General features: G+C 73.3%; 15 protein-coding genes and 1 tRNA gene. 8 read left to right on the plus strand and 8 right to left on the minus strand.

Annotated elements, in window-relative coordinates:
* The first annotated feature begins 68 nt into the window (after positions 1-68).
* Both rfbB and rfbD read left to right on the plus strand, forming a co-directional pair.
* Positions 69-1,067, plus strand: coding sequence for a dTDP-glucose 4,6-dehydratase (gene rfbB, locus ACQP26_RS06075; protein ID WP_269701766.1), 999 nt, complete (start codon positions 69-71; stop codon positions 1,065-1,067).
* Positions 1,067-1,933: a dTDP-4-dehydrorhamnose reductase gene (rfbD, locus tag ACQP26_RS06080; RefSeq protein ID WP_433495176.1), complete on the plus strand. Its 867-nt coding sequence runs from the start codon at positions 1,067-1,069 to the stop codon at positions 1,931-1,933. The genes rfbB and rfbD overlap by 1 nt, the downstream gene beginning before the upstream one ends.
* Here rfbD and ACQP26_RS06085 read toward each other — a convergent pair.
* A complete protein-coding gene (locus tag ACQP26_RS06085; protein ID WP_269701762.1) occupies positions 1,930-3,384 on the minus strand; it encodes a sugar transferase in 1,455 nt (484 codons plus the stop codon). The two genes, rfbD and ACQP26_RS06085, sit on opposite strands and share 4 nt — an antisense overlap.
* A gap of 109 nt (positions 3,385-3,493) precedes the next feature.
* Positions 3,494-4,561, minus strand: coding sequence for an LCP family protein (locus tag ACQP26_RS06090; protein ID WP_269701761.1), 1,068 nt, complete (start codon positions 4,559-4,561; stop codon positions 3,494-3,496).
* Positions 4,562-4,732: 171 nt separating this feature from the next.
* On the opposite strand from ACQP26_RS06090, the gene ACQP26_RS06095 reads away from it, so the two are divergent.
* Both ACQP26_RS06095 and ACQP26_RS06100 read left to right on the plus strand, forming a co-directional pair.
* Positions 4,733-5,032, plus strand: coding sequence for a hypothetical protein (locus tag ACQP26_RS06095; RefSeq protein WP_269701760.1), 300 nt, complete (start codon positions 4,733-4,735; stop codon positions 5,030-5,032).
* 75 nt (positions 5,033-5,107) lie between these two features.
* Positions 5,108-6,184 carry an expansin EXLX1 family cellulose-binding protein gene (locus ACQP26_RS06100; RefSeq protein WP_433495177.1) on the plus strand — a complete coding sequence of 359 codons (1,077 nt, stop codon included), beginning with the start codon at positions 5,108-5,110 and terminating at the stop codon, positions 6,182-6,184.
* A gap of 282 nt (positions 6,185-6,466) precedes the next feature.
* Here the strand turns inward: ACQP26_RS06100 and ACQP26_RS06105 are convergent, their stop codons facing one another.
* The 3 genes from ACQP26_RS06105 to bcp form a co-directional block, all read right to left on the minus strand.
* Positions 6,467-6,997: a GNAT family N-acetyltransferase gene (locus tag ACQP26_RS06105; protein WP_281578838.1), complete on the minus strand. Its 531-nt coding sequence runs from the start codon at positions 6,995-6,997 to the stop codon at positions 6,467-6,469.
* Between the two features lie 128 nt (positions 6,998-7,125).
* Positions 7,126-7,201 (minus strand) — tRNA-Leu (locus ACQP26_RS06110).
* A gap of 148 nt (positions 7,202-7,349) precedes the next feature.
* A complete protein-coding gene (gene bcp, locus ACQP26_RS06115) occupies positions 7,350-7,820 on the minus strand; it encodes a thioredoxin-dependent thiol peroxidase (protein WP_433495178.1) in 471 nt (156 codons plus the stop codon).
* A 123-nt stretch (positions 7,821-7,943) separates the two neighbouring features.
* On the opposite strand from bcp, the gene ACQP26_RS06120 reads away from it, so the two are divergent.
* Genes ACQP26_RS06120 through ACQP26_RS06135 form a run of 4 tightly spaced genes read left to right on the plus strand, consistent with a single transcriptional unit; the run spans position 7,944 to position 10,607 of the window.
* Entirely contained in the window at positions 7,944-8,663 is a 720-nt protein-coding gene (locus ACQP26_RS06120; RefSeq protein ID WP_433495179.1) for an energy-coupling factor ABC transporter permease, read from the plus strand.
* The gene (locus tag ACQP26_RS06125; protein WP_433495180.1) at positions 8,660-9,076 is read left to right on the plus strand and encodes a PDGLE domain-containing protein; all 417 of its coding nucleotides are present in this window, start codon (positions 8,660-8,662) and stop codon (positions 9,074-9,076) included. The genes ACQP26_RS06120 and ACQP26_RS06125 overlap by 4 nt, the downstream gene beginning before the upstream one ends.
* A gap of 2 nt (positions 9,077-9,078) precedes the next feature.
* A complete protein-coding gene (gene cbiQ, locus ACQP26_RS06130) occupies positions 9,079-9,849 on the plus strand; it encodes a cobalt ECF transporter T component CbiQ (protein WP_269701750.1) in 771 nt (256 codons plus the stop codon).
* On the plus strand, positions 9,846-10,607 hold the full coding sequence (locus tag ACQP26_RS06135; RefSeq protein ID WP_269701748.1) for an energy-coupling factor ABC transporter ATP-binding protein: 762 nt from the start codon (positions 9,846-9,848) through the stop codon (positions 10,605-10,607). The genes cbiQ and ACQP26_RS06135 overlap by 4 nt, the downstream gene beginning before the upstream one ends.
* A gap of 470 nt (positions 10,608-11,077) precedes the next feature.
* On the opposite strand, the gene ACQP26_RS06140 is transcribed toward ACQP26_RS06135, so the two are convergent.
* The 3 genes from ACQP26_RS06140 to ACQP26_RS06150 are packed head-to-tail and all read right to left on the minus strand — an operon-like array spanning position 11,078 to position 13,396.
* The gene (locus tag ACQP26_RS06140) at positions 11,078-12,166 is read right to left on the minus strand and encodes a hypothetical protein (protein ID WP_433495181.1); all 1,089 of its coding nucleotides are present in this window, start codon (positions 12,164-12,166) and stop codon (positions 11,078-11,080) included.
* A complete protein-coding gene (locus ACQP26_RS06145; protein ID WP_269701742.1) occupies positions 12,163-12,879 on the minus strand; it encodes a thioredoxin domain-containing protein in 717 nt (238 codons plus the stop codon). The genes ACQP26_RS06140 and ACQP26_RS06145 overlap by 4 nt, the downstream gene beginning before the upstream one ends.
* Complete coding sequence (locus tag ACQP26_RS06150) at positions 12,866-13,396, minus strand: MauE/DoxX family redox-associated membrane protein (protein ID WP_269701740.1); 531 nt, start codon at positions 13,394-13,396, stop codon at positions 12,866-12,868. Before ACQP26_RS06150 ends, ACQP26_RS06145 begins: the two co-directional genes overlap by 14 nt.
* Positions 13,397-13,401 lie beyond the last annotated feature (5 nt).

Here is a 13,401-nt window from a genome sequence, read left to right on the forward strand (position 1 = left end):
TCGCCGCCGCCCCTGTGGCCCGTCGACGTCCCGCCCACGCTGCCGGTACGGCGTAGACTCCACGACCCGTGAGGATCCTCGTCACCGGCGGCGCCGGCTTCATCGGGTCGGAGTACGTGCGGATGCTGCTGGGCGTGCCCGGCGGCGACGCGGCCGGGGTGCCGGTCGAGGGCCCCGAGGCGCTGACCGTGCTGGACAAGCTGACCTACTCCGGCAACCTGGCGAACCTGGCGCCGGTGCGCGACGATCCCCGGCTGCGCTTCGTACGCGGCGACATCTGCGACGCCGCGCTGGTCGACGAGGTGGTGCCCGGCCATGACGTGGTAGTCCACTTCGCCGCCGAGTCGCACGTGGACCGCTCGATCACCGGTGCCGCCCCGTTCGTCACCACGAACGTGCTCGGCACGCAGACGCTGCTGGACGCCGCGCTGCGGCACGGCACCCGCCGGTTCGTGCACGTCTCCACCGACGAGGTGTACGGCTCGATCGACTCCGGCTCCTGGACGGAGACCTGGCCGCTGGCGCCGAACTCCCCGTACTCCGCCTCGAAGGCCGGGTCGGATCTGCTGGCGCTGTCCTACCACCGCACCCACGGCCTGGACGTCGTGGTGACCCGCTGTTCCAACAACTACGGGCCGTACCAGTTCCCGGAGAAGGTCGTCCCGCTGTTCGTGACCAACCTGCTCGACGGCGGGACCGTGCCGCTGTACGGCGACGGCGGCAACATCCGGGACTGGCTGCACGTGCACGACCACTGCCGGGGCGTGGCGATGGTGCAGGAGAAGGGGCGGGCCGGCGAGGTCTACCACATCGGCGGCGGCACCGAGCTGACGAACCGGCAGCTCACCGAGCGGCTCCTGGCGGCGTGCGGGGCCGGCTGGGACCGGGTCGTGCCGGTGACCGACCGCAAGGGCCACGACCGTCGTTACTCGCTGGACATCAGCAAGATCAGCAGCGAGCTGGGGTACGCGCCGAGCATCGACCTCGACCGGGGCCTGGCCGAGACGGTCCGCTGGTACCGGGACAACCGGGCCTGGTGGGAGCCGCTGAAGACGGCCGGCCACTGATGACCCGGGTCCTCGTCACCGGCGCGGGCGGAATGCTCGGGCGGGACCTGATCGCCGTGCTGCGGACCCGGCCCGACCTGTCGGTCACCGCCGCCGCCCGCGCCGACCTGGACGTCACCGACACCAGCGCGATCCGGGACGCGGTGGGCGGGCACGACGTGGTGCTCAACGCCGCGGCGTGGACCGACGTGGACGGCGCGGAGACCCGGGAGGCCGAGGCCACCGCCGTCAACGGCGACGCGGTAGCCGCGCTGGCCTGCGCCTGCGCTGTGTCCGGGGCGCGCCTCGTGCACGTCTCCACCGACTACGTGTTCGGCGGGGACGCCACCGAGCCGTACCCGGAGGACGCCCCGACCGGGCCGGTGAACGCGTACGGGCGCAGCAAGCTCGCCGGGGAACGCGCGGTGGCGCGGCTGCTGCCCGAGACCGGGTACGTCGTTCGCTCCGCGTGGCTCTACGCCACCCACGGGCGCAACTTCGTCACCACCATGCTGCGGCTCGCCGCCGAACGCGACCGGCTCGACGTGGTGGACGACCAGCGGGGCCAGCCCACCTGGTCGTACCGGCTCGCCGAGCGTCTCGTCGCGCTCGCCGACGCGGCGCTCGCAGGCGACGCGGCGCCCGGGACGTACCACGGCACGGCCGCCGGCGAGACGACCTGGTACGGCCTGGCCCGCACCGTCTTCGCCCTGCGCGGCCTCGACCCGGACCGGGTCCGGCCGACCACGACCGACCGCTTCCCCCGCCCGGCGCCGCGCCCCCGCTACAGCGTGCTGGCGCACGGCCGGTGGGCCGCCGCGAAGCTGCCGCCGCCGGAGCACTGGCGGGCGGACCTGGTGCGGGCGCTGGCCGCCGGCGACAGCTAGCGGCCGCCGCCCCGGAAGACCTCGGCGACGGTACGCAGCACGATCTTGATGTCGAGCCAGAGCGACCAGTTCTCGACGTAGTAGTTGTCGAACCGCGCCCGGTCCGAGATCGGCGTGTCCCCGCGCAGGCCGCTGACCTGGGCCAGCCCGGTGAGCCCGACCGGTACCCGGTGCCGCATCGCGTACCTCGGGTATTCGATGGAGAACTTCTCCACGAAGTACGGCCGCTCCGGCCGGGGCCCCACCACGCTCATCTCACCGCGCAGGATGTTCCACAGCTGCGGCAGCTCGTCCAACGAGGTGCGCCGCATGAACCGGCCGATCGGCCCGACCCGCTCGTCGTGCGCGATGGACCAGGTGGTCTGCGACTCGTACTCGTCTGCGGGGCGCATGGACCGGAACTTGATCACGTGGAACGGCCTGCCGTACCGCCCGACGCGTTCCTGGCGGAAGAACACACCGCGACCGCCGTCGAGGAACGTGGCGGCGGCGCAGAGCAGCAGCAGCGGGCTCAGCACCACCAGGGCGGTCACCGCGAACACCACGTCCGAGGCGCGCTTGAGTCGCCACCGTGGACCGGTGAGCGTGGTGTCGCCGATCTTGATGATCGGGATGGCGCCGATGTGGTCGGGGTAGCCGCCCTGCGACCGCGACCCCCACAGGCGCGGCACCGCCCACAGGTCGCAGCGGGAACTCGCCGGACGCAGCAGCGCCTCCATCAGATCGGCCTCGGAGCAGTCCGGGTCCGCGATGACGAGGACCTCGCACTCCAGCATGTCGGCCAGCTTCTCCAGGTCGTCGATCGTGCCGATGAGCGGCAACGCGCCGATCCGCCCCCGGGACGGGGCGTCGACAGCGCCGACGAACCGCAGCCCGTACTGCGGGTACCGGCGCAACAGCCGGGCCAGCTCACCGCCGATCGGGCCGCCGCCGATCACTATCGCGTTGTGCTCCACCCACCGGCGCCTGCGGGCCAGCAGGATGAGCCGGCTGTTCAGCGCCCGCCCGACGATCACCAGGCCGGCGGAGAGCGCGACGCCGCGCATGAACCCGCTGACGTGCGGCACCGAGTCGTGCCGCAGCGCCGCGATGATGGCACCCACCGCGCCGGAGGCCAGCAGGCGGCCGCCGAGGCTCGGCAACTCGTCCAGGATGCTGATGTGCCGGCGCGGCCGGTACAGCCCGCCCGTGGCGAACAGGCCCACGGTGAGGGCCGCGTTGAACAGCGTGCCCCGCCAGTAGTCCTGGGTGAGCAGCAGCGGCGTGAGCAGCGCCGCGACGTCGATGGGCGCGGTGACCATCCAGGCCCGCAACCGTCGGGTACGCGTCGACGCGCGCGAACCCGCGTACGGCAGCACTGTCGTCGTGTCCATGCCGCTGTCCGCCGGCGTGTTCATCTGTGCACCGGACGGCGGCGCGGACGAATGCTCGAACGCCGGCAGGCGTGGCATGGTCGATCCTTCCCCGTGACGCCCCCGGCCCGGATGCAGAGACCGACGGCGATCGCAGGATACGAGCGGCCCCGCCCTGCCGCCAGCACCGGCATGACAGATCGACGTCCTACTTTCCGCTGATCGCCAGGATCTCGGGGACCGAGTCGCGGCGTACCGCGTCGAACAACTGCTTGGAACGCGCCGGATCCGGGAACACGACGCTCTCGCTGCCGACCCGGCCCGTTCCCTTCACCGGGCAGGTGAAGAACGTCAGGTTACCGCCGCGCAGGCCACGCATCTCCATCGCGAGATCCACCAGCGACAGTGACTTGTCGACAGCCACCGAGTCGGACGTGGCGCGGACGAACGAGTTCAGCTTGGCCGGGTTGGTCAGCACGCCGCCGGAGGCGGCCTTGTCCAGAATGGCCTTGATCACCTGCTGCTGGTGTCGGATGCGCGCGAAGTCGCCGTCCGGGAAGGCGTGCCGCTCCCGCGCGTAGTCCAGCGCGGCGGCCCCGTCCATGGTTTGCCGGCCCTTCTCGAAGGTCCGGGTGCCGATCAGCGAGTACTTCGTGGTGAAGCCCTTCTCCACGTCGATCTCGACCCCGCCGAGCGCGTCGATGATCTCCTTGAAGCCGGCGAAGTCGACCATGGCGACGTTGTCCACGCGTACCCCGCTGAACTTCTCCACCGTCTGCACCATCAGCGGCACACCGCCCCAGGCGTACGCGGCATTGATCTTCGCGTCGCGGCCGCCGCGGCCCTCCTTCGACTTGGGGACGGCCGTCCAGGTGTCGCGGGGGATCGAGATGAGCTGGGCACTCGACCTGTCCTTCGGCAGGTGGGCCAGGATGATCGTGTCGCTGCGCGAGCCGCCGGTGCTCTCCGGGTCGCGGGAGTCGCTGCCCAGGATCATGATGTTCATGGCGCCCTTGGCCTCGACCTGCGGGCGCGACTCCTCCGGTACGCCCTCGAAGGCGTCGACCCGCTCGATCGAGTTGTCGACCGAGCGGTAGTAGAGGCCGCCGGCGAGGGCACCGCCGCCGGCGAGCAGCACCACCACCAGCAGCACGATCAGGGCGATCCGCCGGCCCCGGCGGCGCCGCGGCGCCTTCTCCTCCGCCGGCCCGCCCGGCTCCACATCGGAGCCCTGCGCACGCGTGTCGGAATCGGTGAGCTGGTGGCGATCTGACATGCCGCGATGCTACTGATTCGCGTCGCACGATGTGGGCCCGCGACCGGACGGTGAGGTGTGGTGTCGGAGGTCCAGGGCCGCCGGAGCGAGGTGGGCCCGTTCCGGGCCTTGCCGCCGGGTGCCCGCCCGATCGATGATGGCGAGGAAGACCACATCGACCGAGGAGCCGAGATGCAGGTTCTCCACCAACCTCGGGTGGCGTGGGACGCCGCCCGGGTCATCGGCGGTGCGATTCACGACGAGCGCCTGTTCACCTGGCTCCGCGGCGAACTCGGTGCCCTGATGGGTCCCGCCACGGCGGCGGCCCTCGACGAGACCCGCGACCGGGTGCGCTGGGCGGGCGACGGGCGGCTGCCGGTCGAGACCGGCGTCTGGCGCGTACGCCTGGAGGACTCGCTGCGGCAGCAGCCCGATCTCGCCGGCGAACTGGCCGGCGTCGTGGCCGCCGTCCGCGCGGCGCGCCCGGCCTGATCGGCGCCCGCCCCGGTTTAGCTTTCGCTTAGCTCGCTTGTCCGGCGGCACGCCGGTCCGGCAGCATCGACCGGCGTGACCGACGGCACCGCACCCCCTCAACCGAGCACCGGCGACGCGCCCCGACCCGCCGTTGCGGACGGTCGCCGCCGTACCGCCCGGCACCGTCGCCGCCTCGCCGCCGCCGGTCTGGTCACCGTCGCCGCCGCGGTCGCGGTGACCCTCGCGGTACGCGGTGGCGCCGCCCCCGCCTGCGCCGCCCCGCCGCCGCGCGGTGCCGAGGCGCCCGTGGCCGCCCTTCCGCACGCCGCCGCCATGCCGGTGGCCGCCGCTCCGCCCATGGCTGCTGCTCTGCCCGTGGCCGCCGCTCCCCCCACGGGCGGCGCGACGCGCAGCGGCAAGGCGACCTTCTACGACTCCAAGGGTGCCGGCGGTAACTGCTCCCGGCCCGCGGCGCCCGCCGACCGGATGTACGTCGCGCTCGGCCCGAGCGAGTACGCCTCCGGCGCCTCCTGCGGCGGCTACCTCGACGTCACCGGCCCGCGAGGCACCGTCCGGGTGCTGGTGATGGACCAGTGCCCGGAGTGCGCGCCCGGTCACCTCGACCTCTCCGCCAAGGCGTTCGCCCGGATCGCCGACCCGGTGCAGGGGGTGGTGAAGGTCAGCTACCGCGCGGTGGTGAACCCGCCGTTGGCCGGGCCGCTCACCTTCCGGATGAAGGAGGGCTCGTCGCAGTGGTGGTTCGCCGTCCTGGTCGGTGACCACGGCAACCCGTTGCGCGCGGTCGAGGTGCGGCAGAACGGCTCGTGGCGGGCGGCGCAGCGGCAGGACTACAACTACTGGCTGATCGAGTCCGGCGCCGGTCCCGGCCCGTACGAGATCCGGGTCACCGACGTGTACGGCCACCGGGTGACCGCCTCCGGCATCCGGATGCTCCCCGGCCAGGTGCAGCGCAGCACGACCCGCATGTACGGCGCGAAGCCCGCCGCCCCGGCGCCGGCCCGGAAGAAGCCGACCCCCACGCCCCCGACCCCCACCACCAGTCCGGCAACGCCTCTGCCGTCCAGCCCCAGCACCGCCCCCACCCCGACCCTCACGGAGCCCGTGGTCCAGGCAGCCGCCGCCCCACCCACCCCCACCCCGTGTTCCTGACCCACCCTCCGTCCCGCCGCCCTCCGCCCCGCCCTCTGCCGGCCGTCGCCGATCTTGCACTTCCGGCCCCCCGGTTGCCGGATAAGCACCTTTCGACCGGGCCCAAACCGCAAGATCGCCGCAAGCGGGCGGGCCGGCGCGAAACGACGACAGCACCCCAGCGTTGATCTTGCGGTTGTGGCCCCTGGGTTGCCCAGGATGCGGCTTTTGTGGGGGCGGTATGTGCAAGATCGGCGGGAGCGGGAGCGGGCGGGGCGAGGACGGGGGCGGGCGAGGGTGGGGTCAGGAGCAGGAGGTGGGGAGGTCTCGCCACATGAGGATCTCGTCTCGGGCGTCGGTGGGGGACAGGCGCAGCGCGCCCGGAAGACGGCCGACCTCCCGGTACCCGAGGCGCTTGTAGAAGCGGTCCAGCCCCAAGCCGTCGCGGACCGTCACGTGCAGCGCCGCCAGGCCGAGCTCTCGGGCGATCCGCTCGGCCTCGCGCATCAGCGCCGCGCCGTACCCGCGTCCCTGCGTGCCGGGATGCACCATGACGCGCTTGAGCACCCGCCAGTGCGTCTTGAGGTGGAACCGGTTGTCGGCGATGACCAGGACAGCGACCAGCCGGTCGCCCTCGTAGCCGGCGAGCAGGCGGTCCGGCCCGTCCGCGATCTCGTCGAGCGTGGCGGTGGCGAGCGGGCGGACCTCGTCCGCTGTCACCGGGGCGACGAATCCGACGGCGCCGCCGGCGTTCGTCACGTCCACCCAGAGCGCGATGATCTGTTCGCGCAGCTCGGGCGTCAGGTCGGGGTCGAGTACGAAGCGCAGGTCCACGTCGCCATCCTGCGCGGGGCGACACCGCCCCAACCCGCGTTCGTGACGTTCCCGACAGGCGCCGGGCGGAACCGGCGGTGGAACCGGGCGGAACCGGCGGCCGGACCGGGCGGAACCGACGGTCGGACTGGTAGGGCCGGCGGGATTCGAACCCGCACTGGTGCGGACCTAAACCGCATGCCTCTGCCGTTGGGCTACGGCCCCTCCACGGTGAACACCGTCGTTCTCCACGGCCATTCTGGCCGACGCCGCGGAAGCCCGCCGACCGGTGTCACAGCCTCCGGATCGTAGACCACTTCCGCCGCCGCCACTGCCGCCCCGCGGGCGCCGGCACGCGTGGCGATCCGCGACCTCAGTCGAGGCCGAGATCCCGGCGCAGCTTGGCGACGTGGCCGGTGGCCCGCACGTTGTAGAGCGCCCGCTCGATCTTGCCGTCCTCGTCCACCACGAACGTCGAGCGGATCACGCCGGTGACGGTGCGGCCGTACATCTGCTTCTCGCCGAACGCGCCGTACGCGGTCAGCACCACCTTGTCCTCGTCGGAGACCAGCGGGAACGTGATGGCGTCCCGGTCGCGGAACTTCGCGAGCTTCGCCGGCTTGTCCGGCGAGATGCCGACCACCTCGTAGCCGGCCGCCTGGAGGGAGGCGAGGGAGTCCCGGAAGTCACATGCCTGCTTGGTGCAGCCGGGCGTCATGGCGGCCGGGTACGCGTACAGGACGACCTTGCGCCCGCGCAGGCCGGACAGGGACAGCGTGCCGCCGTCGTCGGTGGGGAGGGTGAACTCGGGGGCGGGGTCGCCGGGCTTGAGGCGGTCGGTCATGGCGGTGACGATACCGCCGGGCCGGTACGGCCGGCCGACGGCGACGCGCGGGCGGGGTGATCGCCATCATGAGGTTGTTGCCACATATTGGCAACTGTGCCTTCCTGGAAATACGCTGAGCGCGTGGACACCCTGGCGATGCACATCTCCAACGGGATCATCAACGGTCCTGTCGCCGCGATCTTCGCGGCCCTCGCGCTGGCCGCGCTCGCCTTCTGCGTGATGCGGGGGCGCGCCGACCTCGACGACCGGCTGGCCCCGATGGCCGGGCTGGTGGCGGCGTTCATCTTCGCCGTGCAGATGCTCAACTTCCCGATCTTCACCGCCGGGGTCAGCGGTCACCTGCTCGGCGGGGCGCTGGCCGCGCTGCTCGTCGGCCCCTGGGTCGGCGCGCTCTGCGTCGCCGTGGTGCTGATCGTGCAGGCCCTGGTCTTCGGTGACGGCGGGGTGGCGATGCTCGGCCTCAACATCACCAACATGGCGCTGCTCGGCACCGCCGCCGCGTACCTGCTGATCGCGCTGCTGCTGCGCGTGCTGCCGCGTACCCCGGCCGGGCTGGCGGTGACCGCGTTCGTCTCCGCGCTGGTCAGCGTGGTGGTCGCGTCCCAGGGCTTCGTCCTTCAGTACTGGCTGGGCGGCACCACCGACCTCGGCGGCAACCTCACCGGGCTGGCCGGCACCATGGCCGTCGCCCACCTGCTGATCGGCATCGGCGAGGGCCTGATCACCGCCACCACGGTGGTCACCGTCGCGAAGGTCCGGCCCGATCTGGTGTACGCGCTGCGCGCCCTCAAGCCGGCCGCGCCGGCTCCCGCCGTCCCGGTCGCCGGAGGTGCCCGATGAACAAGCGTCACTGGTCGTTCCTGCTCGGCGGCCTGCTGGTGGCCCTCCTGCTGGCCGGCGTGGTCAGCAACTACGCCTCCTCGCACCCGGACGGCCTCGACTCGTCGCTGCTCAAGGGCTGCACGGTCAACGCCGACGACGAGATCACCGGCGGCAGCTGCCCGGCCCAGCAGGCCAAGGACCACGAGCTGGCGGACAGCCCGCTCGCCGACTACGGCGTACGCGGGATCGGCAACGACTTCGTCTCCACCGGCCTGTCCGGCGTACTCGGTGTGCTGCTGACCTTCGCGGTCGGCGGCGGCCTGTTCTGGCTGGCCCGCCGCCGCACCCCGGCCACGAGCGCCGCACCCGCCAACAGCGCCGCGAGCGCCGACCCGGCGGACGAGGCAGCCCAGTCCACCGGCACACGCTGACCGTGGGCGCCGGGCACGCCCACGTGCTCTACCGCGAGTCCGGCTCGCCGGTGCACCGCCTCCCGCCGGAGGTGAAGATCGCCGCGATGGTGCTGTTCACCGTGGCGGTGGTGGCCACGCCCCGGGAGGCGTACTGGGCCTTCGGCGGGTACGCGCTCCTGGTCGCCGTGGTGGCCGCGCTGGCCCGGGTCGGCCCGCGCTGGCTGCTCAGCCGGGCGCTGATCGAGCTGCCGTTCGTGCTGTTCGCGTTCGCGCTGCCGTTCCTCGGCGCCGGGGAGCGGGTCGAGGTGGCCGGGCTCGCCCTGTCCGTCGACGGTCTGCACGGCGCGTTCAACATCCTCGCCAAGGGCACGCTCGGCGTACTCGCGTCGCTTCTGCTGGCCGCGACCACGACGACGCGTGACCTGCTGCTCGGCCTGGACCGGCTGCGGTGCCCGCAGATCCTCACCCAGATCGCCACGTTCATGCTGCGCTACCTGGAGGTGCTGGTCGGCGAGGCCCGGCGGATGCGCGTGGCCCGGGTGTCGCGGGGCGACGACCCGCGGTTCCTGTGGCAGCTGCGCGGCTTCGCGGCCGGGGTCGGCACGCTGTTCCTGCGCGCGTTCGAACGCGGCGAGCGGGTCTACCTGGCGATGCTCTCCCGCGGCTACACCGGCCGGATGCCGGCGGTGTGGCAGGGGGCCGGTGCGGCCACCGCCGGCCAGTGGGCGGCCGCCGCGACGGTGCCGGCGATCGCGGCCACCATCGCCGCCGTCGCGCTCGTCCTGCAATGATCGGGTACGTGCAGCAGCCGCCCTCCCTCGACGTCAGCGGCGTCCGGTACGCGTACCCGGACGGTCACGTCGCCCTGCACGGCGTGGACCTGACCGTCCCGCGCGGCGAGCGGGTGGCGCTGCTCGGGCCCAACGGCGCCGGCAAGACCACGCTCGTGCTGCACCTCAACGGCATCCTCACCCCGGCCGAGGGCACTGTGAGCGTCGGCGGCCTGACCGTCACCCGGGACCGGGACACGCTGGCCGAGGTACGCCGCCGCGTCGGCATCGTCTTCCAGGACCCGGACGACCAGCTGTTCCTGCCCACCGTCGCCGAGGACGTGGCGTTCGGGCCGGCCAACCTGGGTCTGCGCGGCGCCGAGCTGGCCGCCCGGGTCGACGAGGCGCTGGCGGCGGTCGGCATGAGCGAGCACCGGGACCGCGCGCCGCACCACCTGTCCTTCGGGCAGCGGCGCCGGGTGGCGGTGGCGACGGTGCTGGCGATGCGCCCGGAGATCCTGGTGCTGGACGAGCCGTCGTCGAACCTCGACCCGGCCGCCCGCCGGGAACTGGCGGAGATCCTGCGCGCCCTGCCGGTGACGCTGCTCATGGTCACGCACGACCTGCCGTACGCGGCCGAGCTGTGCCCCCGCTCGGTGATCCTGGACGGCGGCCGCATCGTCGCCGACGCGCCCACGCTCGACCTGCTGTCCGACGAGGCACTGCTGACAGCCCACCGCCTGGAGCTCCCCTACGGCTTCGCCCCCCGCCCCACCTGACCCGCCCCTCGCCCGTCCCGCCCCGCCTTCTTCTCTTCCTCCTCCGCGATCTTGCACTTTCCGCCCGGGCATTCCGGGGCAGAAGCCGCAGACTCGGGGCGGCAACTGCAAGATCAACGCCATTCCGGGGGCGAGTGCGGCGGGAGTGGAACGTGATGGGTGTGTCTAGGGCGGTTTGACACTCGTGGTGTTCCACTCGGGCGTGCCCGGCGCTCACAGCTTGCGGTGATCTTGCGGTTACGGCCCTGGAGATGTCGTGAACGCCTTGGATGCCGGGCGGAAGGTACGCCTCCCGTTACGCGAGATTGGCGTTCCGCGTGGTGGGAGCAGTGGAGATCTTGGTAGGAAAGGGCCCCTATGGGGGCCATTTGGTACCAAGATCTCGCCGGGCGCCGGGCGCCGGGCGCCGGGCGCCGGGCGCCGGGCGCCGAGCGCCGAGCGGCGGGCGGCGGGCGCCGGGGCGGGGCGGGTTAGGGCGTGGGGGTGGGGTGGGGGATGGGGCGGGCTGTTCTCGCGGCCGTGCGCAGGCGCAGCAGGCCCGTGGCGACCGCGCCGGCTCCTGTCGCCAGGCCGAGCACGACCAGCACCCGGACCAGCGTGGGCGGACCGGCGGCGGGGGGCACCGAGCGGGACAGCGCGGCGAGGTTCGTCACCCCGGCGAACACGGTGAGGCAGGCGCCGGCGAGCGCCAGCACGAAGTCGGCGGCCGGGCGGCGAGCCAGCGCGTACCCGCCCGCGGCGAGCGCGCCGAGGCCGGTGAGCAGCGTCCACACCTGACCGGTGACCAGCTCGGCGAGTGTTCCGCCGACGCCGGGGGCGCCGGTGTCCAGCGCGCGGGCCACTGTGAGCGCCACCGTGGCGGCGCCGCCCACGGCGAGCAGCGCGCCCACCCCGCGCAGCGCCCGCACCCCGGCGGCGGTACCGCCCGGCGCGAGCCCGGCCGCGCCGATCAGCAGGAAGCCCAGCGTGGCGGCCACCCACCAGGGGTACGGGTCGGGCGGGGGCACCCAGTCCAGCGTGCCGCGTACGGCTCCGGTGGCGTCACCGGCGCGCAGCGGGACCGTCCAGTCGCGTACCCGGTGTTCCCGGTCCGGGTCGGCGGCGACGGCGGCCGGCGGGGCGTCCTCGCGCCACAGCGTGCGCTGGTCGTGCCAGCGGGCGGTCGGTCCGTCGTCGATCCGCCGCCAGTCGGGCGCGGCGGCCGGGTTCGCCTCGGCGGGCAGCCGGGTCTCCCCGGCCAGCGTCCGGTTCAGGTAGGTGGCGGGGGAGCGGGTGTTCTCGTACACGCCTCCCGGGCCGATGCGCAGGTACGGCTCGCCGGAGTAGCCCATCACCGTGACGTCGGCGCCGGTGTCGTTCGTCAGCTCCAGCCGCGCGCCGGCCTCCACCATCCGCGCGGTGAGGCCGGGCCGGTCCGGGTCGACGCCGCTGATCGTGGCGCGGTAGTCGGTTCCGTCGGGCGCGTCCGCGCCGTGCGCGGCAGCCGGCGCGGCGAGCGTGAGCAGGGCGGTGGCCGCGACGGCGAGCACCACCGCGGCCCGGCGCAGGGGTGCGATCACTTGCCGGCCGCCTCCACCGCCGACTTGATCCCCTCGGGGCTGCGGTCCTGGAGCTCGCTGCCGTTGACCTTGATGGTCGGGGTGCCGGTCACGCCGGACTTGCTCGCCTCGTCGGTGACGTGCTCGGTCCACGACCGGTACGTGCCGTCGGAGACGCAGGAGGCGAACTCGTCCCGGTTCAGCCCGACGCCCGCGCCGATGTCGACCAGCTCGTCGTTGCTGAGCCCGGCGCCGCCCTCCGCCGGCTGCTTGGCGAACAGTTCCTCGGTGAACTCGCGGAACTTGCCGCCCTGCGCCGCGCAGCCGGAGGCGGCCGAGGAACGGGTCGAGTACTCCGTGGTGGAGAAGCGGTTCAGGAACGCGACCGGGTGGAACACCAGCTTCGCCTTGCCCTCGTCGACGAGCTGGTTGAGCGTCTCGCCGTTGATCTGCTGGAACTGCTTGCAGGCCGGGCAGAGGTAGTCCTCGTACAGGTCGATGGTGACCGGTCCGGTGCCGAGCACGATGCCGGTGCCGGCGTCGTTGGCCCCGGGCGGGGCGGTGAACTCGTCGGACTTCTGGCTGGAGTAGACCGCCCAGCCGATGCCGCCGGCGATGACGAGCACCAGCACCGCGGCGATCGAGGTCCAGAGCGTGCGCTTGCGCCGCTTCTCCCGGGCGATCTGCTCGCGTACGACCCGGGCCGCGTCCTTGCGTCCCTTACGACTGCTCATCGGTGTCCTCCACGATGTCGTCGCCCGCCAGCCACCCGTCCACCGAGAACGGAGTGCGGGGCCAGATCAGCAGGAACCCGGCGAGGGCCAGGAACCCGAGGTCCCGGAGGATCTCCGGGAGGTAGCTGGGCGTCTGACCGGCGGCGAGCTGGCCGCCGGTGCCGAAACACCCGCAGTCGATGGCCAGGCCCCGGGCCCAGGCCGAGGCGATGCCGGCGATGAAGATCACGAGCAGCGCCGCGGACACACCGGCGCTGATCCGGGTGGCGAGCCCGGCGAGCAGCAGCACGCCCAGGGCCAGCTCGACGAACGGCAGCGCCGCGCCGATCACTGTGGCCAGGTCGTACGGCATCACCTGGTACGCGTTCACGGCCCGGCCGGAGGCGGCCAGGTCGCCGACCTTGGTGCCGCCGGCGATCAGCCACACCGCGGCGAGTCCGAGGCGGGCCGCGACGCCGAGCCACGGTCGCAGGGCCTGCCAGCGGCCGGCCCGGGAGGGGGAGGGGGTCACAGTCATTCGTC

It is taken from the genome of Micromonospora sp. CA-248089 (assembly GCF_050948515.1).
In the GTDB taxonomy this organism is placed as follows: domain Bacteria; phylum Actinomycetota; class Actinomycetes; order Mycobacteriales; family Micromonosporaceae; genus Micromonospora.

Coding starts and splice junctions, on each gene's coding strand:
- ACQP26_RS06145 (WP_269701742.1), bottom strand. CDS start 12,879: ATGAGCAGTCGTAAGGGACGCAAGGACGCGGCCCGGGTCGTACGCGAG.
- ACQP26_RS06095 (WP_269701760.1), top strand. CDS start 4,733: ATGCAGGTTCTCCACCAACCTCGGGTGGCGTGGGACGCCGCCCGGGTC.
- rfbD (WP_433495176.1), top strand. CDS start 1,067: ATGACCCGGGTCCTCGTCACCGGCGCGGGCGGAATGCTCGGGCGGGAC.
- ACQP26_RS06085 (WP_269701762.1), bottom strand. CDS start 3,384: ATGCCACGCCTGCCGGCGTTCGAGCATTCGTCCGCGCCGCCGTCCGGT.
- bcp (WP_433495178.1), bottom strand. CDS start 7,820: ATGACCGACCGCCTCAAGCCCGGCGACCCCGCCCCCGAGTTCACCCTC.
- ACQP26_RS06125 (WP_433495180.1), top strand. CDS start 8,660: ATGAACAAGCGTCACTGGTCGTTCCTGCTCGGCGGCCTGCTGGTGGCC.
- ACQP26_RS06150 (WP_269701740.1), bottom strand. CDS start 13,396: ATGACTGTGACCCCCTCCCCCTCCCGGGCCGGCCGCTGGCAGGCCCTG.
- ACQP26_RS06090 (WP_269701761.1), bottom strand. CDS start 4,561: ATGTCAGATCGCCACCAGCTCACCGATTCCGACACGCGTGCGCAGGGC.
- ACQP26_RS06135 (WP_269701748.1), top strand. CDS start 9,846: ATGATCGGGTACGTGCAGCAGCCGCCCTCCCTCGACGTCAGCGGCGTC.